This is a genomic window from Arthrobacter sp. AL12, assembly GCF_029960645.1.
GTDB lineage: Bacteria > Actinomycetota > Actinomycetes > Actinomycetales > Micrococcaceae > Arthrobacter.
In genome coordinates, this window is the sequence record NZ_JASBQY010000008.1 from 150,408 (window position 1) to 175,822 (window position 25,415).

The following is a 25,415-nucleotide window of genomic DNA, read 5'->3' on the forward strand; positions in this document are numbered from 1 at the left end:
CCCCTCGCACCGGGGATCCGCGCTTGCCGGGTCCGTTCCGGACCGGCCAGGTCGTCACCCGGGGCACCCCACCGCGAATGGAGGGTTGCCGGCCAGCAAACCGGGGTTTAGCGCTGGCACTCGTGACCTGCTTCGAGCGTAGGTCATGCCCGCTGCCGCAGAAAAGGCGGGGCCGGAATGTGAAGTGCTTTGTTACGGGAGTTCCCTAGAGCAGGTCGTCCAGGCCCGGGTTGAGGCGTTTGAGGACCTCCGAGTGCAGGATCGAATTGGTGGCGAGGGCGTTGCCGCCGAACGGGCCGTCTTCGCCTTCGAGGGAGGTGAAGCGCCCGCCGGCCTCGGTGACGATCGGGACCAGCGCGGCCATGTCATACAGGTTCAGTTCGGGCTCGCAGGCGATGTCGACGGCGCCTTCGGCCACGAGGCAGTAGGACCAGAAGTCCCCGTACGCGCGGGTGCGCCAGACCTCCTCGGTCAGGCCCAGGAACTCGTCGAGGTTGCCGCGCTGCTTCCAGCCGCCTAGGCTGGAATAGGACAGGGAAGCGTCCGAGAGCTTGGCGACGTTGGAGACTTTCAGCCGGGTGGCGGCCGCCAGCGAACGGCCCATGTACGCTCCGGCGCCCTTGGCGGCCCACCAGCGCTTGCCCAGCGCCGGGGCGCTGACGACGCCGACGACCGGCTCGCCCTCGTCGACGAGGGCGATCAGTGTGGCCCAGACGGGGACGCCGCGGACGAAGTTCTTGGTCCCGTCAATCGGGTCGATGATCCAGCGGCGGGAGCCGTGGCCGGAACTGCCGAACTCCTCGCCGAGGACGGCGTCGCGGGGACGGGAGCGGGAGAGCTGGCCGCGGATGGCTTCCTCAACCGACTTGTCGGCGTCGGTCACCGGCGTCAGGTCCGGCTTCGTCTCAACCCGAAGGTCGAGCGCCTTGAAACGGCTCATGGTCTGGGAATCTACGGAATCTGCCAGTACATGGGCAAGGCGCAGGTCATCGTTGTAACTCGAAGCGGGTTGACTCATGGTTCCAAACTACCGGCAAAGCGGGCGCCGGGGCGGGAGGCCACGGGGCTGCGCCGCCGGATGCCGCCCGCCGCGGGACGGCTGACGGCCCGGGCAGCCGCGCTGCCGGACTAGGAGACGGTGCCCAGTTCCTTGACGTCCTGGGCTTCCATCCGCGGGTCGGTCCCCAGCAGGCGGCGGAGTGAGGCAAGCCGGGCGGGGCCTGATTCGCCGGCATGGCCGGCGGCCACCCAGGCATCCACGCCGCAGTTGACGGCACTGGAATCGTGCTTGCAGCCCCGTTCGCAGTCGTCGGTGCCGGGCTCGAGGTCGGGGAAGGACCGCAGGATCCGGTCGGGATCCACATGGGCCAGGCCGAAGGAGCGGATGCCCGGGGTGTCGATGATCCAGCTGCCCGGGGGCGCCTCGTTGACCTTGAGGGCCAGGGCGGAGGATGAGGTGTGGCGGCCGCGCCCGGTGACGGCGTTGACGCCGCCGGTGGCGCGCTCGGCGCCGGTCAGTGCGTTGACCATGGTGGACTTGCCGACGCCGGAGTGGCCCAGCATGACGGTGACCTTCCCGTCGAGGTGGGCCCGGAGCTGGGAGACGGCGTCCTTGTCCAGCCGGGCGGAGAGCCCGTCATCCGAGCGGGCATCGATGCCGGAGGCGGCGGAGTCCGCCGTCTTGGAGATGATCACCGGGAAGGCAAGGTGCTGGTAGTTGGAGAGCAGCTCCGCGGGATCCTTGACGTCGGCCTTGGTGACGAGCAGCAGCGGCTCGATGCCGGCGTCGTACGCGGCCACGAGGGCGCGGTCGATGAAACCGGTCCGGGGCTCCGGATTGGCGGCCGCCACCACGATCACCAGCGTGTCGGCGTTGGCGACGACGGCGCGCTCGATGGGGTCCGTGTCGTCGGCGCTGCGCCGCAGCAGCGTCCTGCGGTCCTGGATCTTGACCAGCCGTGCCAGTGTGTCCGGTTCCCCGCTGACGTCCCCGACCAGGGAGACGAAGTCGCCGGCGACGACGGGGTTGCGGCGCAGCTCCCGGGCCCGGGCAGCGATGATCTTGCGTTCCTCGGGGGTGCCCTCGGCGACGACGGCGGTGTAGCGCCCGCGGTCAACGGTGATGATCCGCCCGGTGACAGCGTCGTCGTAGGCGGGCCGGTCCTTGGTGCGGGGCCGCGTGCCCTTCTTGTTGGGCCGGATCCGGACGTCGGATTCGTCCCAGGAGTCAGTGCTGCGTGCCACCGGACGTGCCCTTCGTTGCGGGGGCTGGGCCTGCGGGGGCCGCGCTGCCGGCGGTGCCCTGGGCGAGCATGGACTCCCAGAGCTGCGCGAACCCGGGCATGGTCTTGGCGGTGGCCGCAATGTCCTCGACCTCGATGCCGGGAACGGCGAGGCCCAGGATGGCGCCGGCCGTGGCCATGCGGTGGTCGGCGTAGCTGTGGACGACACCGCCGTGCAGCGGTGCGGGCCGGATGATGAGGCCGTCGGAGGTCTCCTCCGCGTCGCCGCCCAGGCGGTTGATCTCGGCGACGAGAGCGGCCAGCCGGTCTGTTTCGTGCCCGCGGAGGTGGGCGATGCCGCTCAGCCGCGAGGGGCCGTTGGCCAGGGCGCAGAGCGCGGCGACCGTGGGGGCGAGCTCGCTGGTCTCGTCAAAGTCCGCGCCCTTGATCTCCGGGCCGCCGGTGACGGTCAGGGTGCCGTCCATGAGGGTCACAGTGGCACCCATCATCGTGAGGATGCTGCGCCACAAATCGCCGACCTGCGTCGTCTCGGCCGGCCAGTTGGGGATGCGGACGGTGCCGCGTGTGGCCAGGGCCGCCGCAAGGAATGGGCCCGCGTTGGAGAGGTCCTGTTCGATCCTGAGGTCAAAGGCGCGGATGGGCCCGGGGGAGACAATCCAGTGGTTCGGGCGGGAGTCATCCACGGCCACCCCGGATCCGCGGAGCACGGCGACCGTCATGTTGATGTGGTCCAGGCTGGGGACGGGCTGCCCGGCGTCCTTGCTCCGATGCTCGAGGTGCAGTCCCTCAGTGAAGCGGGCTCCGGCCAGGAGCAGCGCGGAGACAAACTGCGAGGAAGCGCTGGCGTCAATGACGAGGTGGCCGCCGCGCACTTCGCCGGTGCCGTCGACGGCGAACGGCAGCGAGGAGGTGGGGCCGCCGTCGGGGGCGGTGACAGCGACGCCCAGCCCGGTCAGCGCCTCGATGATCGGCCCCATCGGGCGCTTGCGCGCGTGCGGGTCGCCGTCGAACAGGGTCACTCCCCGGCGCAGGGCCGCGACGGGCGGGACGAACCGCATGACCGTCCCGGCCAGTCCGCAGTCGATACCGGTCCGGGCCCCGGTGGCGTCCGGGCCGAAGGGCGTGATGGCCAGGTCGGGACCGAAATCGCCGTCCCCCGGAACTTCCGTGATGGTGGCCCCGAGCTGCCGCAGAGCCTCGATCATCAGCGCTGAGTCCCGGGAATGCAGCGGGGCGCGCAACCGCGAGGGTCCGTCGGCGAGTGCGGCCAGCACGAGGTACCGGTTGGTCAGGGACTTGGATCCCGGGACGGTGACCGTTGCGTCGAGCGGCTGTCCGGCGAACGGCGCCCGCCAGGGCGGAGTGTCTGCGGCGGGAACGGTGTGGGCAGCTGCGGTGGGGGTGGTGCCTGTCATTGCTGTCTTAGGCCCCGACGGTGTGGTCTACGGCATTGCGTACGGCTTTGTCGGCCTTCTTCAGCTGCTTGCCGGTGGTCTTCTTGACGTCGGCGGCGAGGTGGTTGGTGGACTTCTTCACGTCCGCGGCGAGGTGGCCGGTGGACTTCTTCATGTCCGCGGCAAGGTGCTCGGCGCGCCAGGCCAGGCTGGGCCGGCCGTTCGTGTCGACGGCAGCCAGCAGCACGCCGCCGGTCAGCGAGACGTTCTTGAGCAGCTGCTTGCGGCGGGCATCGCGGCCCTCCTTGGAGGTGATGTCGGCGCTGCGCCATTCAACGTAGCCGTTGAGTGCGGAGATGACGGCCAGCACAGTCGCGGCGAGGCGGGCTGACTTGCCGAGCGCGAAAAGCACGCCCGCTCCGATCTGGGTGCCGCCAATAACGCGGGCCAGGACCTTTTCGTTGGTCTGGAACGGTAGGGATTCAGCCGCGCGGCGCAGCAGGGGTGACAGCTGCGTGGCCGTGTCATCCGCGTTCTTGAGCTTGTCCATGCCTGCAAGGACGAAACTGGAGGCGAGCATGGGACGGGCGAGAAAGCGGACAAAAGACATGAATTTCCTCCTGGATGGACGAACCGCGGAAGTACTGCGGGAGAACCGGTTCTAGTCTTGCACTTTTGCGGAATATTTGCCTGCCGGGAGGGGTTGTGCATGAAAGGTCCCGGCCGCCGGTTTGCGGCCGGACGACGAGCTGATGATGAATGAGCTGACGACGAGCTGATGTGAGCAGGAGGCGGACATTTGATTCTGGTGAAGGACGCACAACTGGAGGCGGAACCTGCGTCATTGTGGACCATGGCCCGGCAGGACCGGGTAAGTCCGGCAGTTCCGGGCGCCCGCCGCGCGGTGACAGTAGACTGGGACGCAATGAGCACCATGGATCCGGCCGTTGCGGCCATGCACAAGGTCACCGGAAACGGCGCCACGCCCGCGAAGTCACCTGTAGCCGGCCCCGCCGGCGCACCTCCCGGACCTGCCCCGGACGCCGGAGCGGTCCCGGAGCCTGGCGCCGCGCCGGCGGGCACCGTAAATGACGCCCCATCACCGGGCACCGCAGCGACTGACGCCGTGCGGGATGCGGCCGCCCGGGAGACGATCGTGGACGGGCAGGCCCTGGACGTTGCGACGGAAACCACGGAGGAACGCCGGGTACGGTTCGAGCGCGACGCCATGCAGTACGTGGACCAGCTCTACTCCGCGGCCATGCGGATGGCCCGGAATCCCGCTGATGCCGAGGACCTGGTCCAGGAGGCATACACGAAGGCGTTTTCCGCGTTCCACCAGTACAAGCCGGGCACGAACCTGAAGGCCTGGCTGTACCGCATCCTGACCAACACTTACATCAACCTCTACCGCAAGCGGCAACGCGAGCCGCTGCAGTCGAACTCCGACACCATAGAGGACTGGCAGCTCGCCCGGGCCGAATCCCACACCTCGTCCGGACTCCGCTCGGCGGAGGCGGAGGCGCTGGACCACCTGCCGGATTCGGACGTGAAGCGCGCCCTGCAGGCCATCCCGGAGGAATTCCGGCTGGCGGTCTATTTCGCCGACGTCGAGGGCTTCGCATACAAGGAAATTTCAGACATCATGAACACCCCGATCGGGACTGTTATGTCCCGCCTGCACCGGGGCCGGAAGATGCTGCGGGACATGCTCGCCGACTACGCCGCCGAGCGGGGATTCAAGGGCGCCGATGCCATCGCGGCGGCCGGAAGCAACAAACAGGAGAACAGGAAATGAGCGACTGCCAGGGGCTGGGCGACTGCGACGACGCCCGGATGCAACGTATCTACGAGTATCTGGATGGTGCCCTCACACACGATGACATCGCCGAGATTAAGGACCACCTGGACGGGTGCCCGGAGTGCTTTGAGCAGTACGACCTCGAATGTGTCATCCGCGTCATGGTGAAGCGTTCCTGCACCGAGGCTGCCCCGGAGAACCTCAAGAACTCGATCCTGGACCGGATTCACAACAGCAACCCGGTCGAAGCCTGACCCGGCGGGGGCATCCCAACGATTCGCCCGTCAAAACGAATGACCCCGGAAACCGTGAGGTTTCCGGGGTCATTCGTTTAAAGCTGTCATTCCAAGCTTTGCTTAGGCGTTGGGGCGCTTGCCGTGGTTCGCGCCGCCACGCTTACGGTCACGACGTTTACGTGCACGCTTGCTCATAGCTGGCCTCCTTAATTTTTGGTACTCAAAAGAGCTGCCCTCAAGTCTCCCACATCAGGGCACCCGCCGCGAACCGGCGCGGGCGGGGGGTGATAGAGGCGACAATCACAGCGGCCCAATCAGTCCAGGGAGTTGCGTATGGAGATCCGTGCCTGGTCCAGCACGGTCTTGACCGTCTCCAGCGTCACGGGCGTGATCGGGTGCCGGCCGCCGTGCCGGCGGAGTTCCACGCGGATGTCATCCCGGAAGGCCTGCACCAGCATCTCGGCCTCCCGCAGCCGTCCGTCGCCCTCCTGCGAGTACCGCTGGCCTGCCAGAGACGCGACCGTTGATCCGGCCGCACGGGCCGAGGAGCGCGCGGCCTCGGCCGTGGCGGCCAGATCCGCCCGCAGCCCGCGCATGTTGACCTTGATGTCCTGCCGCAGGGTGTCCGCGAGCCGCCGGATCGATGCGGAGATGTCGTTCTCCACGCCGGCGAGTTCGTCCCGCCGGCTGTTCAGCTCCGCAAGGCCGTCCGGTGTGATGCTGTAGTACGTCCGGCGACCCTCGGTGTGGGTGGCTACCAACCCCTCCTCCTCGAGCTTGCCAAGCCGCGGATAGATGGTGCCGGCGCTGGGGGAGTAGGTGCCGCCGAAGCGTTCGCTGAGCGCCTTGATGAGCTCGTAGCCGTGCTTCGGACCCGACTCCAGGAGCGCGAGCAGGTAGAGACGCAGTGCCCCGTGGGCAAAGACCGGAGGCATCAGGGACCCTTCGTGGGATCCGCGCCCGGCCGCCCGTGGAAGATCGAGGTCTTCCCCGACACGGAGTTGGTACGGACCAGCATGAGCTGGGTGTCAGGGCCGGCAATGGTCTGCACGCTTCCGCTGGGCTGGTTGTACCTTTGGTCGTTAATCACGATGGCGCCGCTGGCGGACTTGGCGATGATGTCCACGCCGACGTCGTGCGGGAGGCGGATGGTGACATCACCCGAGACCGAGTTCGCCCCGAAGTCCTCGGTGAAGCCGTGCAGGTCGAAGCTCAGGTCCCCGCTGACGGTGTTGGCGCGGATGTGGCTGAAATCGCCGGAGGCCGTGACCTCGCCGGAGACGCTCTTGGCCGTCAGGACGCCGTGGTGGTTGCGGGCGATCACTTCGCCGCTCACGGTGCTGACCGACAGGTCCCCGGAGGTTCCGTCGGCCAGGACGGAACCGGACACCGTGTTCAGCCGGGTGCGCCCGCTGATCCCCGAGACCATGCCGTCGCCGCTGACGGTGCCTGCCTCGACCTCGACGCCGGCGGGCAGGGCGATGCTGATGACCACCGAGTTGCTGCTGCTGTTGTTGACGGTGCCCATGAGGTTCTTGAACCAGCCCTGCGGCCCGTTCAGCTGGTGCCGGACCTCCAGGCGGCCGTCGACGAGGCTGACCGCCAGCGGGTCCCCGTGCACGTCGGCCACTTCGATCCGGGCGACGGCCTCATCGTGCGTGACGATGTCAAACCGGCCCCGGACGATGCCGAGCTTAAGCGAGCTGACGCCGTCGACGTCGATGGTCTGCGGACCGGTGACGGTCCAGTAGTTCTCTGCCATGGTTCCTCCGGGCGGGGCGATACTGCTGCGAATCAATGCGATATATCGTGACTATAAAGTCACGATATATCGCCGAATTTGCGGAGTCAAGATATATCGCGAAGTTCCCGGGGGCGTCGTGGGGCGCAGGCTACTCCGGGGCGTCGATTTTCAGCCACTGGAACCAGCCGCGGTGCAGCACGAGCCAGGCCATCAGCCCGTAGCCGGCCTGGCCGGGGGTGCCGCCGTTGGCGGCGAGGTCCTGGCGCCACTGCTCGTGGTTCAGCAGGGGGGAGAACGTGTCGACGTACAGGTGTTTGCGCCGCGTGGTGACGTCGGCAAAGGCGGTGTTGAGCTCGCCGAGCCTGCGGTTCTGGGTCGGGTCCAGGGTCGGCGGCGGTCCCACGACGAAGACCTCGATCTTGTTCTGCGACGCGGAGTCGAGGATGTTGGCGAGGTTGAGCCGGCTGCGGGCCGTAGAGAGCCCGAACTCGACGTCGCGTCCCGAGAGCCCGATCACCAGGCGGTTCTCGTGGCGGTCGTTGAAGCGCCGGCCGGCTTCCTGGAACCAGCGGGCGGCCAGGCCTTCCGTGCCTTCCTGCGGGCAGGGCAGGGAATAGCACTCCAGGGACAGCCCGTCCTGCGGCGTGCGCGCCAGCACCCGCCCCAGCCAGCCCAGCGCGCGGGGATCTCCCAGCCCGGCCAGCATTTCATCGCCCACGGCTGCGATCCGCAGCTTTCGATCTTCCACGACTACCTCTTCACTTCAGAGCGTCCATTAAGCCGTCCCCGCCATTCGTGATAGGGGGACAAAGCCGGTTAAACAACGGTGCCCGGCCGGAGTTGCATCTTTCCATCTCCGGCCGGGCAGCGCTGACCTTACTTACGTGCGAAAGCCTGCTTGAGCAGCGAGTCCTGCTCGGCTGCGTGGCGTTTCATCGATCCGGCCGCGGTGGAAGCCGAGGCGGGGCGGGAAACGAGACGGACCCGGCGGTCCAGGGCATCCGGCAGGTTCAGGCCGATAAACGGCCACGGACCCTGGTTGGCGGGCTCGTCCTGTGCCCAGACAACCTCTGCATTCGGGTACTTGGCAAGCTCGGCGGCGATCTCGGCGGCCGGCAGGGGGTAGAGCTGCTCGACCCGGACGATCGCCGTCGTCTTGTCACCGGTCTTCTGCCGGGTGGACAGCAGATCGTAGTACAGGCGGCCGGAGACCAGCAGGACACGCTCGACGGCGTCACCGGGCAGCTGCTCGTGCTCGGGGATGACCGTCCGGAAGGTGCCGGTGGTGAAGTCCTCCACCGAGGACGCAGCGGCCTTGAGCCGAAGCAGCTGTTTGGGCGTGAAGATGATCAGCGGCTTGCGCGGCCGGCTGTACGCCTGGCGGCGGAGCAGGTGGAAGTGCGACGCCGAGGTCGTGGGGTTGGCCACGATCATGTTCTCTTCGGCGCACATCAGCAGGAAGCGCTCGATCCGGGCGGACGAGTGGTCCGGGCCCTGGCCCTCGTAACCGTGCGGGAGCATCAGCACGAGCGAGGAGCTCTGGCCCCACTTCTGCTCGGCCGAGGAGATGAACTCATCGATGATGGTCTGCGCGCCGTTGACGAAGTCACCGAACTGCGCTTCCCAGAGCACCAGGGCATCCGGGCGTTCCACCGAGTAGCCGTACTCGAACCCCATGGCCGCGTATTCCGAGAGCAGGGAGTCGTAGATCCAGAGCTTGGCCTGGTCATCGGAGAGGTGGGCCAGGGGCAGCCACTCGTCGCCGTTGGCGCGGTCGTGGAACACGGCGTGGCGCTGCACGAACGTGCCGCGGCGCGAGTCCTGGCCGGCGAGCCGGACGGGAACGCCCTCCATGATGAGCGAACCGAAAGCGGCCAGTTCGCCGAAGCCCCAGTCGATGCCGCCTTCACGGGACATCACTTCACGCTTCTCCAGCAGCTGCTTGAGCTTGGCGTGGACCGTGAAGCCCTCGGGGATGTCGATGTGGGCCTTGCCGATGCGCGCCAGGGTCTCGGTGGAAATCGCCGTCGAGGTCGGGGCGCTGATCCCGGTATCGGACTGCTGGGCCATCGGGCGCTCCAGATCGGACACCGCTGCGGAATCCGCCTTGATGATCGGGATCGGGGAGGTCTGCGCGGCGTGGGTTTCGGCAAAGACACGCTCCAGCCGCTCCTGGTAGTCGCGCAGCAGCTGTTCGGCTTCTTCTTCGGTGATGTCACCGCGGCCGATCAGGGATTCGGTGTACAGCTTGCGGACCGAACGCTTGGCCTCGATCAGGTTGTACATCAACGGCTGGGTCATCGAGGGGTCGTCGCCCTCGTTGTGGCCGCGCCGGCGGTAGCAGACCATGTCGATGACAACGTCCTTGTGGAACCGCTGGCGGAACTCGTAGGCGAGCTGTCCGAGGCGGACCACGGCTTCCGGATCATCGCCGTTCACATGGAACACCGGCGCCTGGATCATCTTGGCGACGTCCGTGGAGTAGGTGGAGGAACGCGACGACGACGGGGCCGTGGTGAAGCCGACCTGGTTGTTGACCACGATGTGGATGGTGCCGCCGGTGCGGTAGCCGCGCAGCTGGGAGAGGTTGAGCGTTTCCGCCACGACGCCCTGTCCTGCGAAGGCGGCGTCGCCGTGCACCATAATCGGCAGTACGGGGAAGGCTACGCCCTGGTCGAGGCGGTCCTGCTTGGCGCGGACGATGCCTTCGAGGACGGAGTCCACGGCCTCGAGGTGGGACGGGTTGGCGGCGAGGTAGACCTTGGTCTCCTTGCCGTTGTCCGAGGTGAAGGTGCCCTCGGTGCCGAGGTGGTACTTCACATCTCCCGAGCCCTGCACGGAGCGTGGGTCCTGGGTGCCTTCAAATTCACGGAAGACCTGGGCGTAGGTCTTGCCGGCAATGTTCGTGAGCACGTTGAGCCGGCCGCGGTGGGCCATGCCGATCGCCACTTCGTCGAGTTCGTCGTCGGCAGCATCGGAGATGATGGCGTCAAGCAGCGGGATCAGCGACTCGCCGCCCTCAAGTGAGAAGCGCTTCTGGCCGACGAACTTCGTCTGCAGGAAGGTCTCGAAGGCCTCGGCAGCGTTGAGCTTGGAGACAATGCGCAGCTGCTCGTCGCGGCTCGGCTTGGAGTACGGGTGCTCGATCTGGTCCTGGAACCACTTGCGTTCTTCCGGGTCCTGGATGTGCATGTATTCAATGCCCGCGGTGCGGCAGTAGGCGTCGCGGAGCACGCCAAGGATGTCGCGGAAGGCGAGCATCGGCTTGCCGCCGAAGCCGCCGGTGGGCCACTCGCGGTCCAGGTCCCACAGCGTGAGGCCGTACGTGAGGACGTCCAGGTCCGGGTGCTTGCGCTGCACATACTCGAGCGGATCGGTGTCCGCCATGAGGTGGCCGCGGACGCGGTAGGCGTGGATGAGCTGCTGGATCCGGGCGACCTTGTTGATCTCGTCGGCCGGGTCCACCTGCAGGTCCGGGCTCCAGCGCACGGGCTCGTAGGGGATGCGCAGGGATTCGAAGATCTCGTCGTAGAAGTTCTGTGCGCCGAGCAGGAGCTGGTGCACGAGCTTCAGGAACTCGCCACTGCCGGCACCCTGGATGACGCGGTGGTCATAGGTGGAGGTCAGCGTGAGGACCTTGCTGATGGCGTTGTGCGCGATGATCTTCGCGCTGGCACCCTGAAATTCGGCCGGGTAGTCCAGTGCGCCGACGCCGATGATGGCGGCCTGGCCCTTGGACAGACGCGGCACCGAGTGCACGGTTCCGATGCCGCCGGGGTTGGTCAGCGAGACAGTGGTGCCGGAGTGGTCGTCGGCGGTCAGCTTGCCGGCGCGGGCACGCTTGATCAGGTCCTCGTAGGTGTGCCAGAACTCGGAGAAGTTGAGGGTCTCCGCCTTCTTGATGTTGGGCACCATCAGCAGGCGGGAGCCGTCGGGCTTCGGCATGTCGATGGCGATGCCGAAGTTCACGTGCGCCGGCTGGACCGCGACAGGCTTGCCGTCGACTTCGTCGTAGTAGACGTTCATCGACGGGAACTGGGCCAGGGCGCGGATGACGGCGTAGCCGATCAGGTGCGTGAAGGACACCTTGCCGCCGCGGGCTCGGGCCAGGTTGGAGTTGATGACCACGCGGTTGTCGATCAGCAGCTTCGCCGGGATTGCCCGCACGCTGGTGGCGGTCGGGACCTCCAGGCTGGTGATCATGTTGGTGGCGATGGCCTTGGCCGGTCCGCGGAGGACGGAGACGACGTCTTCCTCGGGGGCGGTCGGTGCCTTGATGTTCTTGGGGAGCTGGGCCGGTATCGGCGCGGTGCCGGGGCCGGCGTCCGAGGCCTTGGAGCCGTCGCGGGCAACGGTCGCCGGGGCCTTCTTCGCCGGAGCGGGGGCCGGAGCGGCGGGGGCAGGGGCGGGCGCGGTGGAAACAGGGGCCGGCGCGGGCGGCTGCGTTGCCGTCGCGGCAGCCGGGGCTACTACGGGAAGTTCGCGGGTGGCGGGGCGCGCAACTGTCGCTGCGCCTGAGGCTCCGTTGGTGGACGACCTGTCTCCGGCACCGAAGGATTCGAACAGGGGCCACCACTTGGCGTCCACCGTGTTCTTGTCCTGCTGATACCGCTCGTACAGTTCGTCAACGAGCCACTCGTTTCCGCCAAATTCCTCTGGTAGACGGTGGCTAGGCTGCTCTGGCACTTGAATTACGCCTCTTCCATGAGTTTGATTCCTACTGGTTCACGGTGCCTCGGCACGGCGATTGATCCAGTCTCCGCGTCCAGTGAACCCAGACCTCTGCCAGTCTAGTGACGATTCTTGCCAAACCGCCAATAAGGGTGACTCAAATCATCAAGTCGCCTCAACGCTCCGTCGCGGCACCCCGTCCGGCCCTCCGGAGCCGCCCGGAGTAGTGGGCCCGACCGGTGCCGGGCCCGTGGCTGGCCTCGCTAGAATCACACGGAGAACCCGTTGAGCACCGGAATGACTATTGCCGGAATGCCTATTGAAGGAGCAGCCGTGCGTTTCCTGACCGAGCCCACCACCGACCTGACCTACTCGGACCTCTTCCTTGTACCGTCCCGTTCCGACGTCACGTCCCGGCTGGATGTGGACCTGGCGGCGGATGACGGGACCGGTTCCGCGATTCCCCTCGTCGCGGCGAACATGACCGCGGTGACGGGCAAGCGCATGGCCGAGACCATGGCCCGGCGCGGCGGGCTGGCGGTGCTGCCGCAGGACGTGCCGCTCGACGTGATCCGCGACGTTACGGCCTGGATCAAGACCCGCCACCCCGTCCTGGAAACCCCGGTGACGCTGTCGCCGGCCGACACCGTCATCGATGCCCTGCATCTGATGGGAAAGCGTCCGCACGGTGCCGTCATGGTCGTCGATGACTCCGGGGCCGTCACCGGCGTCGTCCGTGCCGCCGACTGCGACGGCCAGGACCGGTTCGCCTCGCTCGCCTCGGTAATGCGCCACCAGCCGCTGGTGCTGGACGCGGCACTGCTGGAAGACACCCCCGACGGCGGCGGGTCCGGCGGCGGGTCCGGCGCCGGCCTGCGCCGCGCCTTCGACGCGATGGACGCCGCCGGGACCGACTTTGCGCCGGTGCAGCGGGACGGTGTGCTGGCCGGCGTCCTCACCCGGAAGGGCGCCCTGCGCTCCACGCTGTACCGTCCCTCGCTGGACCCGGCCGGCCGGCTGAAGGTGGCCGCCGCCGTCGGGATCAACGGCGATGTCGCCGGGCGGGCCGCGGAACTCCTGGCCGCCGGGGTCAACGTGCTGGTCCTCGACACCGCGCACGGGCACCAGCAGAAGATGTTTGATGCCCTGGCCGCGGTGAAGGGGCTCAACCCCGGTGTGCCCGTGGTGGCAGGGAACGTGGTCACGGCGGAGGCGACCCGCGAGCTCATCCAGGCCGGCGCGGACATCGTCAAGGTCGGTGTTGGCCCCGGCGCGATGTGCACCACGCGCATGATGACAGCCGTGGGCCGGCCGCAGTTCTCCGCCGTGCTTGAGTGCTCGGCGGCCGCGCGGGCTGCCGGCGGCCGCGTCTGGGCCGACGGCGGAGTCCGCTACCCCCGCGACGTCGCGCTGGCCCTGGCGGCCGGCGCCAGCCAGGTGATGATCGGATCCTGGTTCGCCGGGACGCACGAGAGCCCCGGGGACCTGCAGCAGGACGCTGCCGGGCGGCAGTTCAAGGAAAGCTTCGGCATGGCGTCCGCCCGCGCCGTGCAGAACCGCAACCAGCGCGAGGGCGCCTTCGAAAAGGACCGCAAAGCCCTCTTCGAGGAAGGCATCTCCACCTCCCGGATGTTCATCGATCCGGCGCGGCCCGGCGTCGAAGACCTGCTGGACATGATCACGGCCGGGCTCCGCAGCTCGATGAGCTACGCCGGCGCCGCGGATCTTGCGCAGTTCCGGGAACGCGCCGTGGCGGGCATCCAGTCCGCAGCCGGGTATGAGGAAGGCCGTCCGGTCCCGCAGAGCTGGTGAGCCGCGGCGCTGGCGCGGCGGCCGCATTCGGGCGCCACCTGCGGTGTCCCGACGGCGGCCGGCGCCCGCCGCTCCTGTAGACTGAAACTCTTATGGACAGTAAATCTAGGTGCCGGCCTGGGGGCTGTCAGGCGGGAACGGAAACCGTTCCCGCGCAGTCCACCCGAAGAGCCGGCAAACCCCGAACACATGCCCATCATTCGCCGGCGGCACGCCCGCCAAATGCCCTTCAAAACAACGGGACCTGCCAGGAAACAGGGTCGGCCGCGGCTGATCATCCTCCGCCAGGCACCCCGTCCCGGCGCCCAGGCACCCGATACCCCGTCACCCGGTCCTCCGGCAGCCGGGCGCTGCGCCGCGCCGCCGGCCCGGAAGCAGGCCGCTAAATGGAGTGGCTTCTTCTCGGAGCAGGCCTGCTGCTCATCCTCGGAACCGGCTTTTTCGTCGCCGTTGAATTTTCCCTCGTTGCCCTTGACCAGGCCACCGTCCAGCGGGCCGTGGATGACGGCGATACTGCTGCCGCGCCCCTGCTCAAATGCCTCAAGTCCCTGTCGACGCAGCTCTCCAGCTGCCAGCTGGGCATCACCATCACCACGCTGCTCACCGGCTACGTCATGGAGCCTTCGGTGGGCAAACTGCTCGAAGCCCCGCTGGGCGCCCTGGGCCTGCCGGAGGCCGCGGTTTCCTCCGTGTCGCTGGTCATGGCGATGGCGTTCGCAACCCTCCTGTCCATGCTGATCGGCGAGCTGGTCCCGAAAAACATGGCCATCGCGCTGTCATTCCAGGTCGGCAAGGCCCTGGCCCGGCCGCAGCTGATGTTCACGGCTGTCTTCAGGCCCGCCATTGTGGTGCTCAACGGCTTCTCCAACAAGGTGCTGAACATCTTCGGCCTTGAGGCCAAGGAGGAGATTTCCGGCGCCCGGACTCCGGCCGAGCTGGCCTCCCTCGTCCGCCGCTCGGCGGCGATGGGAACCCTCGACGCCGGGACCGCCAACTTCATCGCCCGGACCCTCAAGTTCTCGGGCCGGACAGCAGCGGACGTCATGACGCCCCGCATCCGGGTCGAGACCATCGACGGCGACCAGCCGGTCTCCGACATTGTCGAGGCCGCACGCCGCACGGGTTATTCGCGCTTCCCGGTCATCGGGGAATCCTCGGACGACATCCGCGGCGTGGTGCACATCAAGAAGGCCATCGCCGTCCCCTCGGGCCGGCGCGCCAAGCTGGAGGCCGGGGCCATCATGACCGATGTGCTCCGGGTCCCGGAAACCATCCACCTCGATGCCCTGCTGGCGGAACTGCGCGAAGGCAATCTGCAGCTGGCCGTGGTCCTGGACGAGTACGGCGGGACCGCCGGCATCGCCACCCTGGAGGACCTCGTCGAGGAAATCGTCGGGGAGGTGGCCGACGAACACGACAAGGTGCGTCCGGGACTGCTGCAAAGCGCGTCGGGGGACTGGTACTTCCCGGGGCTGCTTCGCCCCGATGAACTCTCCGAACAGATTCCGGGCCTGACCGTGCCCGACGAGTCTGCCTATGAAACGGTGGGAGGCTACGTCATGAGCAAGTTGGGCCGGATCGCAGCGGTGGGGGACACGGTCGACGTCGACGGCGGCACCCTGGCCGTCACCCGCATGGACGGGCGCAGGATTGACCGGATCTGCTTCAAACCGGTCCCGGTGCACCAGAGGGAGCACTCCAACGGCCAGGTCGGTGTCGCATGAGCGACTGGGCGGGAATCCTCTGGCTGGTGGTGCTGCTGCTCGGCAACGCCTTCTTTGTTGGTGCCGAATTCGCGGTCATGTCCGCCCGCCGGAGCCAGATCGAGCCGCTCGCCGAGGCGGGATCCAAGCGGGCGCAAACCACCCTGCGGGCCATGGAAAACGTCTCGCTGATGCTCGCCTGCGCGCAGCTCGGGATCACGGTCTGCTCGCTGCTGATCCTGCAGGTGGCCGAACCGGCGATCCACCACCTGATGGCCGTGCCGCTGGAGGCCGTCGGCATCCCGGTGGAAATCGCCGACATTGTGGCCTTCGCGGTCGCCCTGCTGCTGGTCACCTTCCTGCACGTCACCATCGGCGAGATGGTCCCGAAGAACATTTCGGTCTCCGTGGCGGACAAAGCAGCCCTGCTGCTGGCGCCGCCGCTGATGTTCATCGCCCGGCTGGTCAAGCCGGTGATCGTCGCGCTCAACTGGTCCGCGAACCACATCCTGAAATTGATGCGGATCGAGCCGAAGGATGAAGTCACCTCCTCCTTCACGCTCGAGGAAGTCCAGTCGATTGTGCAGGAATCCACCCGCCACGGGCTCGTGGATGACGACGCCGGACTCATCACCGGAGCGCTGGAGTTCTCCGAACACACCGCGGCCGATGTGATGGTCCCGCTCGACAAGCTCGTGATGATGAAATCGAACACCACCCCGGTGGAGTTCGAGAAGGCCGTAAGCCGCACCGGGTTCTCCCGCTTCCCGATGCTCGACGACGACGGGATGCTCTCCGGCTACCTGCACATCAAGGACGTGCTCTCGATCCCCGACGCGGCGTACCACCAGCCGATCGCGGAGAGCCACATCCGGTCGCTGGCGAACCTGGCGATGGACGACGAAATCGAGACGGCCATGTCTGTCATGCAGCGGACCGGCTCGCACCTGGCGCGCGTGATCGGCCCGGACGGCCTCACCCAGGGCGTCCTGTTCCTGGAGGACGTAATTGAGCAGCTCGTCGGCGAGATCCGGGACGCCACCCAGGCCACCGGCTACCGCAGGCTCGGCCAGGACCAGTAGGTGCCGGCGTATCCCTAAATAGGAATCATTCCTATTTAGGGATACACTCGGAGCTATTGCTCCTGATTCTCAATAACAGATCCGAGGTTTTCCGTGCACCGTCCCGCTGCCCGTGCTGTCGTCGCCGCCTTTGCCGGCGCCACCCTGCTGCTGACGGCCTGCGCCCCGACGTCGGGAAACTCCGCTTCGGGGAATTCCGCCGGTGCCGGCGACGGAATCGTCGAGGTGGTTGCCTCCACCAGCGTCTACGGGGACATCGTCAGCACCATCGGTGCGGACAAGGTGCGCGTCAACTCCATCATCACGCGCACCAGTCAGGACCCGCACTCCTATGAGGCGACCACGCAGGACAAGCTGGCGGTATCCAAGGCCGAACTGTTGATCGAAAACGGCGGCGGGTATGACAGCTTCATCCACAAACTCGCGGACGACACGGGACTGGACCACGCCAATGTCCTGAATGCTGTGGAAGCGTCCGGGCTGGCTCCGGAAGAGACCGCCGGCCCGTCCGGCACCGCCGACAGCCACGGCCATGAACATGCCGGCTTCAACGAGCACGTCTGGTACAGTCTGCCGGCCATGGCCCGGCTGGCTGACGCCATCGCGGCCAGGCTCGGCGAGCTTGAACCGTCCTCCGCCGAGACGTTCCGCGGCAACGCCGCAGCCTTCAAGGAGTCACTCGGCGGCCTCGAAACCAAGCTCGCGGGAATCAAGGCGTCCGCCGGTGCCGCACCGGTCGCCGTGACGGAACCGGTGCCGCTCTACCTGCTGGACGCCGCCGGCCTGGAAAACCAGACCCCGGACGGGTTCACCGCCGCGATCGAAGAAGACACCGACGTGCCGCCCGCCGTACTCAAGGCGACCACCGACCTGATGGGCTCGGGCAGCGTCAGGCTGCTGGCCTACAACCAGCAGACCGAGGGCCCGCAGACGGTCGCGGTCAAGGATGCGGCAGCAGCTGCCGGTGTCCCGGTGGTGGACTTCAGCGAGACCCTGCCGGAGGGTAAGACCTACCTGCGGTGGATGACGGAGAATGTCGACAACATCGCCAAGGCACTGGCCTAGGATTAGCAGACAGCCCCGTCGGACAGCCGGGTCGGCAGCCGGGTCAGACGGCCCAGGTAAAGAATGCGAGCCAACGGCTTGCGCAGAATTCGAGGAATCCAAGTTGACACCCGTAGTGAGCCTCCGTGGAGCCTCCCTGACGTTCGGCAGGCGGACTTTGTGGGAGGGCCTGGATCTGGACATCAACCCGGGTGAATTCTTCGCTGTCCTCGGCCCCAACGGCAGCGGGAAAACGACATTCCTCAAGGTGCTGCTGGGCCTGCAGGAGCTCAGCTCCGGCACGGCCATGCTCGCCGGCCGGCCTGTGGAACGCGGCAGCCGGGGAATCGGCTACGTCCCGCAGCAGAAGTCCTTCGACCCTGACACGCCGCTGCGCGCCCGCGACCTCGTGGGGCTCGGCGTCGACGGCCACCGCTGGGGGCTCCGGCTCGGCACGGCGAGGGTGAACCGCCGAATCGACGAACTCCTCGATCTGGTGGGGGCCGCGGATTACGCGCGGGTCCCCGTCGGGCAGCTCTCCGGCGGCGAGCAGCAGCGGTTGCGGGTGGCGCAGGCCCTTGCCACCGATCCCAAGGTGCTGCTCTGCGACGAGCCCCTGCTGTCCCTGGACCTGCAGCACCAGCAGGCTGTGAGTGCCCTGATCAACAAACAATGCCACGACCAGGACAGTGCCGTGGTGTTCGTGACACATGAGATCAACCCGATCATGGACTACGTGGACCGCGTGCTGTATCTGGCTGGCGGACGGTTCCGGGTGGGCCCGCCGGAGGAGGTCATGACCACGGAAGTGCTGTCCGACCTTTACGGCAGCCACGTCGAAGTCATCAACGCCAACGGACGGCTGATCGTCGTCGGGCTGCCGGACGGCGCGACGCACCACCACGAGGACGCCCACGCGGTGGCGGGGGAGGTGGGCTAGATGGATTTGGACAGCCTGCTCAGTTCAATCTTCAACTTCGAAAACTATGGCGAACTGCTCGCGCTGGTGCAGAACTCCCTCTGGGCGGGCGCAGTGCTGGGCCTGCTCGGCGGGCTGATCGGGACCTTCGTCATGAAGCGTGACCTGGCCTTCGCCGTCCACGGGATCTCCGAACTGTCCTTTGCCGGCGCGGCCTTTGCCCTGCTCATCGGGGTGGATATCGTCCTGGGCTCCCTGGTGGGGTCCGTGGTGGCGGCGCTGCTGCTGGGCCTGCTGGGCGTCCGCGCGCGGGACAAGAACTCGATCATCGGCGTCATCATGCCGTTCGGGCTCGGCCTGGGCATCCTGTTCCTCTCCCTGTACGAGGGGCGCGCCGCCAACAAGTTCGGGCTGCTCACCGGCCAGATCGTGTCCGTCGGAACCGTTCAGCTCCAGGTCCTGGCGATCGCCGCCGTCGTGGTGATGATTGCCCTGGTGGCGATCTGGCGCCCGCTGACCTTCGCCAGCGTGGACCCCGACGTCGCCTCGGCCCGGGGCGTGCCCGTGCGGGCACTCTCCGTCGCGTTCATGCTGCTGCTCGGCGTCAGCGTCGCGCTCTCCATCCAGATTGTCGGCGCGCTGCTCGTGCTGGCGCTGCTGATCACTCCCGCGGCGGCGGCCATGCGGGTGACGTCTTCACCCCGGCTGGTAGTGATCCTCAGCGTGGTGTTCGCGATGACGGCCACCGTCGGCGGCATCCTGCTGGCCCTCGGCGGCCGGATCCCCATTAGCCCGTACGTGACGACGCTGTCCTTCCTGATCTACGTCGTCTGCCGGGTGATCGGCGGGTTCCGAGCCAAGCGCGGTAGCGACGGCCGGGTGCTGCGCAGCACGGCCGTGCCGGCCGCCTGAGCGGGCCTGGCCAACGCGCCGCCCGCTCAAGAGTGCATTCCTTCAAGGAGGTGTTCTTGCATCACTGCAAGAATGCATTTGTGCAATCTTTGCAGTCGTGCAATTCTTGAACCCATGACTGCCGCCGCTCCTCTGCCCCTGCGTGAGCGCAAAAAAGCCGAGACCTGGACCGCCCTCCATGAGGCGGCCGCGTCGCTTGCCCTGCAGCACGGCGTGGACCAGACCACAGTGGAGGCCATCGCCTCCAGTGCCGGCGTCTCCCCGCGGACCTTCTTCAACTATTTTCCGGTGAAGGAAGACGCCATCGTGGGGTTGCGTGAACCTGTCCTGGACGAGGAACAACTGTCCGGCATCTCCACCACTGCCGATGATTTGGTCGGGCAGGTGTCGAGGCTGCTGATGACGGTCGCCTGGACGGCGATCGGGGGCACCGACCGCACACGTCGCCGCCAGCTGATTGCCCGGTACCCCAATCTGGGACGCCGCCACATGGACTATATGGTCAAAGCCGAGAGCCTCGTCTGCCGGGGGATCTCCGGTGTGCTGGCCCGGGACCCGTCCTGGACGGACGGTGCCGAGGGCTTCAGTCTGGAGGAAACCGCGCGCATGCTGGTCATGATCGCCGGCGTCCCTCTCCGCTTCGAAATCACCTCGACCGATTTTAACCCCGCCGGGGGCATCTCCACGGAAACCCTCGGACCCTCGCTGGCCCTACTCCACCATTTACTAAGGAAGCTTTCATGACCAAGCACGCTGGCCCCACGGCGGGACCGGCCGAGGGAAAGCAGCACATGGTGCTGCTCTTCGTCGGCCTGATGCTCTCGATGCTCCTGGCCGCACTGAACCAGACCGTGCTCAGTACGGCCCTGCCCACCATCGTGGGTGAACTCCACGGGGTCAGCGACATGCTCTGGGTCATCACGGCCTTCATTCTCGCCTCCACCATCACCATGCCCATCTACGGCAAACTTGGTGACCTGATGGGACGCAAGGCCCTGCTGATGGCCGCCATCATCCTGTTCATGATCGGGTCAGTCATCGGCGGCCTCGCCAACGACATGGGCGTGCTGATCACCGCCCGGGTCGTCCAGGGACTCGGCGGCGGCGGGCTGATGATCCTGTCGCAGGCCGTCATCGCCGACGTCGTACCGCCCCGCGAACGCGGGAAATACATGGGCATGATGGGTGGCGTCTTCGCCATTGCCTCCGTTGCCGGTCCGCTGCTCGGCGGCTGGTTCACCGAGGGGCCCGGCTGGCGCTGGGTGTTCTGGATCAACATCCCTCTGGGGCTGCTCGCGCTGGCCGGCGCCGTGTTCTTCCTCAAGCTTCCGAAGCACAGCGGCAAACCGCGCCTGGATCTCGGCGGGATGCTGTTGCTTGCGATCGCCACGACCTGCCTCGTGCTGTTCGCCACCTGGGGCGGCAGCAAATACGCGTGGGGCGATCCCGTCATCATCGCGCTGATCGCCGGTACGGTTCTTAGCGCGGTCGCCTTCGTCCTGGTGGAGCGCCGCACGGCCGAGCCGATCATCCCGCTGCACCTGTTCAAGGACCTCAACTTCAATCTTGCGACGGTCGCCGGCCTGCTGATCGGTGTGGCCATGTTCGGCGCCATCGGCTACCTGCCGACCTACCTGCAGATGGCATTCAGCGTCAACGCCACCGAGTCCGGGCTGCTGATGATCCCGATGATGGGCGCCCTGCTGGTTGCCTCGGTGGTCTCCGGGCAGATGGTCAGCCGGACCGGCCGCTACAAGTGGATGCCGATTGCCGGCGGCGTGCTGGTCGCGATCGCCCTCGTGGTGCTCTCCACCCTCCAGCCGGGAGCGCCGCTCTGGGAAATCTGCGCCTACTTGGCCGTGATGGGCCTGGGCCTCGGACTGAGCATGCAGATCATGGTGCTCATCGTGCAGAACTCCTTCCCGCTACGCGAAGTCGGCACCGCAACGGCGTCGAACAACTTCTTCCGGCAGATCGGCGCCACACTTGGCTCCGCCGTGGTGGGCAGCCTCTTCGCGAGCCGGCTGGCCGAGTTGCTGGCCGAGCGTCTACCCGCCTCGGCAACCGGGGGCGGCCCTCCGGGAGGGACAAACTCGCTGACTCCGGCGGTGGTCAGCCAGCTGCCAGCCCCGATCAAGGAGGCCATCATTTCCTCGTACAACGACGCGCTGACGCCCATCTTCATCTGGATGGTCCCGCTGGCGCTGGTCGCCGCCGTGCTGATGTGCTTCGTCAAGCAGAAGCCGCTGGCCACCGCCATTGAGCACGATGTTCTGTCCGAATCCATTTCGGAGGGCAACATCCTGATCATGGCCGACGACTCCGACGACGAGGCCCTTGTGCCGGCCAGCAGGGCCAGGAACTAGCCGGCAGCCCGGGCCGTGCAGTCCGGGCACAGCCCGAAGATCTCGACCGTGTGTTCGACCGAGGTGAAGCCGTGCTCGGTTGCCGTCCGCGCGGCCCAGGCCTCGACCGCCGGGGCCTCGACCTCGACGGCCCTGCCGCAACTGCGGCACAGCAGATGGTGGTGATGGCCGGTGACGGCGCAACGGCGGTACACGGCCTCGCCGTCGGCGTTCCGGAGGACGTCCACCAGGCCCTCGTCCGCGAGGGACTGCAGAATCCGGTAGGACGTGGCCAGGGACACCGAGGTGCCGCGATCCTGCAGGATGCGGTGCAGCTCCTGGGTGCTGACGAAGTCCGTCAGTTCGTCGAGGACGGCGCTGACCGCGAGGCGCTGCTTGGTGACGCGCTGTTCCTTGGCCGCGGCAGGTGCCGGCACCGTGGCCCGGCTGCCGTCGGTTGTGGCGCCCTGGGACATCGTGGAACTCGCTTCGCTGGTGGTCTCGATACGGGGTGGTGGCAAGGTCCCAGATTACCAGCCGGGTGCGTGACACCGCCGGTGCGGGGCCCTAGGCTGGCTGGATGTTGCTGACGAAGTTCACGCATGCCTGTGTCCGGCTCGAGAAGGACGGCAAGGTACTGGTGTTTGATCCGGGGAACTTCTCTGAGACCGACCGGGCCCTCGCCGGTGCCGACGCCGTGCTGGTCACCCACGAACATGCCGATCACATCGACGTCGACGCCGTCGCTGCCGCCCTGTCGTCCGGCACGTCCGTGCATCTGTATGCACCGGCCGGAGTTGCGGCACAGCTGCGCGACAAGGCGCCGGGCGCCGGGCGCCGGATCCATACCGTGGTCCCCGGCGAGGAGTTCGAGACGGCCGGGTTCTCCGTGCAGTGCTTTGGCGGGCAGCACGCGCTGATCCACTCTCAGATCCCGGTGGTGGCCAACATCGGCTACTTCGTGGACTCCAACGTCTACCACCCGGGAGATTCGTTCATCGTGCCCGACGGCGTGGACGTCCGGACGCTGCTGGTACCGGTCCACGCACCCTGGAACAAGGTGGGGGAGGTGGTCGACTTCGTGATCGGAGTCCGCGCCCCCAAAGCCTTCCCGATCCACGACGGCCTGCTCAATGACAACGGGCGCGGCATCGTGGAAGGTCACGTGACCCGGTTCGGCGCCAAGTACGGCACCGAATACCGGCACCTCTCCAGCGGGGACAGCGTCGAGGTCTAGGTGTAGTACGTCTAGGACGCCTTCGCCGGCCAGGCCCCGGTGGCGAAGAATTCCCGGATCGTCGCTTCATGCGGCGTGGGGTCCAGGCCTTGGGACTGCAGCCACTCCGGGTTGTAGTAGTTCCCGGCGTAGCGGTCGCCGCCGTCGCACATCAGCGACACAACACTGCCGCGGCGGCCCTGGGCGATCATCTCCGCGATGAGCTGCCAGACGCCCCACAGGTTGGTGCCGGTGGAGGGTCCGGCGTGCAGACCGGCGTGCTCGAGTAGATGGCGCATCGCTGCCACCGAGGCCGCGTCCGGGACCTGGACCATGTGGTCGATGACCGCCGGGACGAAGCTGGGTTCCAGCCGTGCCCGGCCGATTCCCTCGATCCGGGAGGGCTGGCCCGCCGGGGCCGCGGCGGCGATCCGGGACGTGGAGGGGACCTGGGACGTGGCGCTGGCCCGGGCCGAGTCGGCGGGGTCCGCCGCATCGGGCAGGGGTCCGCCGTCGGCAGCCTGGCGGCTTTCCCGCCAGCCGGGGTAGAACGCGGAATTCTCCGGATCCACGACGGCGAGTTCCGTGTCGTGGCGGTGGTACCGCAGGTATCGGCCGATGGTGGCGCTGGTGCCGCCGGTGCCGGCGCCCACCACAATCCAGCGGGGGATGGGGTGCTCCTCCAGGGACAGCTGGTCGAAGATGGACTCGGCAATGTTGTTGTTGCCGCGCCAGTCGGTGGCCCGTTCGGCGTAGGTGAACTGGTCCATGTAGTGGCCATGGGTGCGCTGGGCTAGTTCCGCGGCGGCCTCATAGACCTCCGAGGCGTGGTCCACGAGCAGGCAGGAGCCGCCGAATTGCTCGATCAGGGCGATTTTCTCCCGGCTGGTGGTCCGGGCCATCACCGCAATGAACGGCAGCCCCAGCAGCTGGGCGAAATAGGCTTCCGATACCGCCGTGCTGCCGCTGGAGGCCTCAACAATGGTGGTGCCTTCCGAGATCCAGCCGTTGACCAGGCCGAAGAGGAACAGCGAGCGGGCCAGCCGGTGCTTCAGGCTGCCGGTCCGGTGGGTTGATTCGTCCTTGAGGTACAGCTGGACGCCCCACTGCCCGGGCAACGGGACGGAGTACAAGTGCGTGTCCGCGGACCGGTTGTTCTCTGCATTGATTCTGCGGATGGCCTCGGCGGCCCACGCCCTGTCCTGCTGTCGCCCTCTGATCACGGCACCAGCCTACCCGCGGCGGCTGATTCCGATGGATAGAGTTGGCGGATGCAGACCCTGATGGACGTAGCCACCTTGAAGGACCGGCTGGACGCTGCCGGCAACACCGCCCGGCGGACCGTCGTGCTGGATGTGCGCTGGGCTCTCGGCGACGCGCACGGCCGCGAACACTACCTCGCCGCCCACCTGCCAGGTGCCGTTTTCGTGGACCTCGCCACTGAACTGGCCGGACCCGCGGATCCGAGCCGCGGCCGGCACCCGCTCCCGAACCTGGAGCAGTTCCAGGCATCCGTCCGCTCCTGGGGGGTCCGCAGCGGGGATGTTGTGGTGGCCTATGACGACAGCGGCAACCAGGCCGCCGCCCGGCTCTGGTGGATGCTGCGGAACTCCGGCCTTGCCGACGTTTACCTGCTCGACGGCGGCCTGGCCGCCTGGCGCGGCGCGGGGTTCGGCGTCGAAAGCGGCGAATGCCACGCGGTGCCCGGGGACGTTGTGCTGACGGGCGGTGCCATGCCCGTGATCGACGCCGGAGAGGCGGCCTCCTGGGGACAGCGGGGCCTGCTGCTGGACGCCCGGGCGGGGGAGCGGTACCGGGGCGACTTCGAACCGGTGGACCCGCGGGCCGGCCACATCCCTGGTGCAGTGAGCGTCCCCACCACCGGAAACCTCGGAGCGGACGGCAGGTTCCTGTCCCCGGCTGCCTTGCGGGAGCGCTTTACCGGCCTCGGAGTGCGGGCCGACGTCCCCACCGCCGTCTATTGCGGTTCCGGCGTCACGGCGGCCCACGAAATTGCAGCACTCGAAATTGCCGGATTCCCTGCGGCGCTCTATCCGGGGTCCTTCTCGGAATGGTCCAACAACGCCGCGAACCCGGTTGCGACCGGGGATGCACCCTACGCCGACGGCACCGCCGCGGACTAAACGGGGGCCGGCGGCGGTAGGACGCACTACCCAGGGCCGGCACGTTCGGGGCACCATTCTGACGGGGCGGCGGCGCTCCGTCGGTGTTTGTTCGGGCTGCCGGTTGTTCGTTCAGGCTGCGAGTTGGCGCCGCCTTCGGGTGCGGTGGA

Annotated in this window: 22 protein-coding genes and 1 riboswitch; of the genes, 12 read left to right on the top strand and 10 right to left on the bottom strand. The window is 67.5% G+C overall.

Going from position 1 to position 25,415, the window contains the following annotated elements; genetic code table 11:
- Positions 1-14 precede the first annotated feature (14 nt).
- Positions 15-128: riboswitch (SAM riboswitch) on the bottom strand.
- Positions 129-205: 77 nt separating this feature from the next.
- The 4 genes from hisN to QK291_RS11180 all read right to left on the bottom strand — a co-directional run bounded on the left by hisN (position 206) and on the right by QK291_RS11180 (position 4,247).
- On the bottom strand, positions 206-1,018 hold the full coding sequence (gene hisN, locus QK291_RS11165) for a histidinol-phosphatase (RefSeq protein ID WP_282381733.1): 813 nt from the start codon (positions 1,016-1,018) through the stop codon (positions 206-208).
- Between the two features lie 110 nt (positions 1,019-1,128).
- A complete protein-coding gene (locus QK291_RS11170; protein ID WP_282381735.1) occupies positions 1,129-2,244 on the bottom strand; it encodes a ribosome small subunit-dependent GTPase A in 1,116 nt (371 codons plus the stop codon).
- Positions 2,228-3,658 carry a 3-phosphoshikimate 1-carboxyvinyltransferase gene (aroA, locus tag QK291_RS11175; protein ID WP_282381737.1) on the bottom strand — a complete coding sequence of 477 codons (1,431 nt, stop codon included), beginning with the start codon at positions 3,656-3,658 and terminating at the stop codon, positions 2,228-2,230. The genes QK291_RS11170 and aroA overlap by 17 nt, the downstream gene beginning before the upstream one ends.
- A 7-nt stretch (positions 3,659-3,665) precedes the next feature.
- Positions 3,666-4,247, bottom strand: coding sequence for a DoxX family protein (locus QK291_RS11180; RefSeq protein ID WP_282381739.1), 582 nt, complete (start codon positions 4,245-4,247; stop codon positions 3,666-3,668).
- 315 nt (positions 4,248-4,562) lie between these two features.
- On the opposite strand from QK291_RS11180, the gene QK291_RS11185 reads away from it, so the two are divergent.
- On the top strand, positions 4,563-5,435 hold the full coding sequence (locus QK291_RS11185) for a sigma-70 family RNA polymerase sigma factor (RefSeq protein ID WP_348994571.1): 873 nt from the start codon (positions 4,563-4,565) through the stop codon (positions 5,433-5,435).
- On the top strand, positions 5,432-5,692 hold the full coding sequence (gene rsrA, locus QK291_RS11190) for a mycothiol system anti-sigma-R factor (protein WP_282381740.1): 261 nt from the start codon (positions 5,432-5,434) through the stop codon (positions 5,690-5,692). Before QK291_RS11185 ends, rsrA begins: the two co-directional genes overlap by 4 nt.
- Positions 5,693-5,988: 296 nt before the next feature.
- Here the strand turns inward: rsrA and QK291_RS11195 are convergent, their stop codons facing one another.
- From QK291_RS11195 to QK291_RS11210, 4 genes are all read right to left on the bottom strand, one after another.
- Positions 5,989-6,609, bottom strand: coding sequence for a PadR family transcriptional regulator (locus QK291_RS11195; protein WP_282381741.1), 621 nt, complete (start codon positions 6,607-6,609; stop codon positions 5,989-5,991).
- Positions 6,609-7,436, bottom strand: coding sequence for a DUF4097 family beta strand repeat-containing protein (locus tag QK291_RS11200; RefSeq protein ID WP_282381742.1), 828 nt, complete (start codon positions 7,434-7,436; stop codon positions 6,609-6,611). Before QK291_RS11200 ends, QK291_RS11195 begins: the two co-directional genes overlap by 1 nt.
- 130 nt (positions 7,437-7,566) lie before the next feature.
- A complete protein-coding gene (locus tag QK291_RS11205; protein ID WP_282381743.1) occupies positions 7,567-8,166 on the bottom strand; it encodes a GDSL-type esterase/lipase family protein in 600 nt (199 codons plus the stop codon).
- 128 nt (positions 8,167-8,294) lie between these two features.
- Positions 8,295-12,104, bottom strand: coding sequence for a multifunctional oxoglutarate decarboxylase/oxoglutarate dehydrogenase thiamine pyrophosphate-binding subunit/dihydrolipoyllysine-residue succinyltransferase subunit (locus QK291_RS11210; RefSeq protein WP_282381744.1), 3,810 nt, complete (start codon positions 12,102-12,104; stop codon positions 8,295-8,297).
- Between the two features lie 318 nt (positions 12,105-12,422).
- Between QK291_RS11210 and QK291_RS11215 the strand changes: the two genes are divergently transcribed.
- From QK291_RS11215 to QK291_RS11250, 8 genes are all read left to right on the top strand, one after another.
- A complete protein-coding gene (locus tag QK291_RS11215) occupies positions 12,423-13,901 on the top strand; it encodes a GuaB1 family IMP dehydrogenase-related protein (protein ID WP_282381745.1) in 1,479 nt (492 codons plus the stop codon).
- Positions 13,902-14,287: 386 nt separating this feature from the next.
- On the top strand, positions 14,288-15,625 hold the full coding sequence (locus QK291_RS11220; RefSeq protein WP_282381747.1) for a hemolysin family protein: 1,338 nt from the start codon (positions 14,288-14,290) through the stop codon (positions 15,623-15,625).
- The gene (locus QK291_RS11225; protein WP_282381750.1) at positions 15,622-16,686 is read left to right on the top strand and encodes a hemolysin family protein; all 1,065 of its coding nucleotides are present in this window, start codon (positions 15,622-15,624) and stop codon (positions 16,684-16,686) included. The genes QK291_RS11220 and QK291_RS11225 overlap by 4 nt, the downstream gene beginning before the upstream one ends.
- 93 nt (positions 16,687-16,779) lie before the next feature.
- Positions 16,780-17,751 carry a zinc ABC transporter substrate-binding protein gene (locus QK291_RS11230; RefSeq protein WP_282381752.1) on the top strand — a complete coding sequence of 324 codons (972 nt, stop codon included), beginning with the start codon at positions 16,780-16,782 and terminating at the stop codon, positions 17,749-17,751.
- Positions 17,752-17,866: 115 nt separating this feature from the next.
- The gene (locus QK291_RS11235) at positions 17,867-18,670 is read left to right on the top strand and encodes a metal ABC transporter ATP-binding protein (RefSeq protein WP_282381755.1); all 804 of its coding nucleotides are present in this window, start codon (positions 17,867-17,869) and stop codon (positions 18,668-18,670) included.
- Entirely contained in the window at positions 18,671-19,561 is an 891-nt protein-coding gene (locus QK291_RS11240) for a metal ABC transporter permease (RefSeq protein WP_282381758.1), read from the top strand.
- A gap of 114 nt (positions 19,562-19,675) precedes the next feature.
- Entirely contained in the window at positions 19,676-20,305 is a 630-nt protein-coding gene (locus QK291_RS11245; RefSeq protein WP_282381759.1) for a TetR/AcrR family transcriptional regulator, read from the top strand.
- The gene (locus tag QK291_RS11250) at positions 20,302-21,927 is read left to right on the top strand and encodes an MDR family MFS transporter (protein WP_282381762.1); all 1,626 of its coding nucleotides are present in this window, start codon (positions 20,302-20,304) and stop codon (positions 21,925-21,927) included. Before QK291_RS11245 ends, QK291_RS11250 begins: the two co-directional genes overlap by 4 nt.
- Here the strand turns inward: QK291_RS11250 and QK291_RS11255 are convergent.
- Positions 21,924-22,382: a Fur family transcriptional regulator gene (locus QK291_RS11255; protein ID WP_282381793.1), complete on the bottom strand. Its 459-nt coding sequence runs from the start codon at positions 22,380-22,382 to the stop codon at positions 21,924-21,926. The two genes, QK291_RS11250 and QK291_RS11255, sit on opposite strands and share 4 nt — an antisense overlap.
- A 104-nt stretch (positions 22,383-22,486) precedes the next feature.
- On the opposite strand from QK291_RS11255, the gene QK291_RS11260 reads away from it, so the two are divergent.
- A complete protein-coding gene (locus tag QK291_RS11260) occupies positions 22,487-23,143 on the top strand; it encodes an MBL fold metallo-hydrolase (RefSeq protein ID WP_282381765.1) in 657 nt (218 codons plus the stop codon).
- An 11-nt stretch (positions 23,144-23,154) separates the two neighbouring features.
- Here QK291_RS11260 and QK291_RS11265 read toward each other — a convergent pair whose 3' ends face one another.
- A complete protein-coding gene (locus QK291_RS11265) occupies positions 23,155-24,345 on the bottom strand; it encodes a PLP-dependent cysteine synthase family protein (RefSeq protein ID WP_282381768.1) in 1,191 nt (396 codons plus the stop codon).
- A 48-nt stretch (positions 24,346-24,393) separates the two neighbouring features.
- Here QK291_RS11265 and QK291_RS11270 point away from each other — a divergent pair, with 48 nt between their 5' ends.
- Positions 24,394-25,266, top strand: a complete 873-nt coding sequence (locus QK291_RS11270; protein WP_282381769.1) for a sulfurtransferase — start codon at positions 24,394-24,396, stop codon at positions 25,264-25,266.
- Positions 25,267-25,415: the final 149 nt, after the last annotated feature.

What these genes read in the sequence shown, in the direction of transcription:
- hisN (WP_282381733.1), bottom strand. Translation starts at nt 1,018, where the DNA reads ATGAGTCAACCCGCTTCGAGTTACAACGATGACCTGCGCCTTGCCCAT.
- aroA (WP_282381737.1), bottom strand. Translation starts at nt 3,658, where the DNA reads ATGACAGGCACCACCCCCACCGCAGCTGCCCACACCGTTCCCGCCGCA.
- QK291_RS11180 (WP_282381739.1), bottom strand. Translation starts at nt 4,247, where the DNA reads ATGTCTTTTGTCCGCTTTCTCGCCCGTCCCATGCTCGCCTCCAGTTTC.
- QK291_RS11185 (WP_348994571.1), top strand. Translation starts at nt 4,563, where the DNA reads ATGAGCACCATGGATCCGGCCGTTGCGGCCATGCACAAGGTCACCGGA.
- rsrA (WP_282381740.1), top strand. Translation starts at nt 5,432, where the DNA reads ATGAGCGACTGCCAGGGGCTGGGCGACTGCGACGACGCCCGGATGCAA.
- QK291_RS11195 (WP_282381741.1), bottom strand. Translation starts at nt 6,609, where the DNA reads ATGCCTCCGGTCTTTGCCCACGGGGCACTGCGTCTCTACCTGCTCGCG.
- QK291_RS11200 (WP_282381742.1), bottom strand. Translation starts at nt 7,436, where the DNA reads ATGGCAGAGAACTACTGGACCGTCACCGGTCCGCAGACCATCGACGTC.
- QK291_RS11220 (WP_282381747.1), top strand. Translation starts at nt 14,288, where the DNA reads ATGGAGTGGCTTCTTCTCGGAGCAGGCCTGCTGCTCATCCTCGGAACC.
- QK291_RS11225 (WP_282381750.1), top strand. Translation starts at nt 15,622, where the DNA reads ATGAGCGACTGGGCGGGAATCCTCTGGCTGGTGGTGCTGCTGCTCGGC.
- QK291_RS11240 (WP_282381758.1), top strand. Translation starts at nt 18,671, where the DNA reads ATGGATTTGGACAGCCTGCTCAGTTCAATCTTCAACTTCGAAAACTAT.
- QK291_RS11245 (WP_282381759.1), top strand. Translation starts at nt 19,676, where the DNA reads ATGACTGCCGCCGCTCCTCTGCCCCTGCGTGAGCGCAAAAAAGCCGAG.
- QK291_RS11250 (WP_282381762.1), top strand. Translation starts at nt 20,302, where the DNA reads ATGACCAAGCACGCTGGCCCCACGGCGGGACCGGCCGAGGGAAAGCAG.
- QK291_RS11255 (WP_282381793.1), bottom strand. Translation starts at nt 22,382, where the DNA reads ATGTCCCAGGGCGCCACAACCGACGGCAGCCGGGCCACGGTGCCGGCA.
- QK291_RS11260 (WP_282381765.1), top strand. Translation starts at nt 22,487, where the DNA reads ATGTTGCTGACGAAGTTCACGCATGCCTGTGTCCGGCTCGAGAAGGAC.
- QK291_RS11270 (WP_282381769.1), top strand. Translation starts at nt 24,394, where the DNA reads ATGCAGACCCTGATGGACGTAGCCACCTTGAAGGACCGGCTGGACGCT.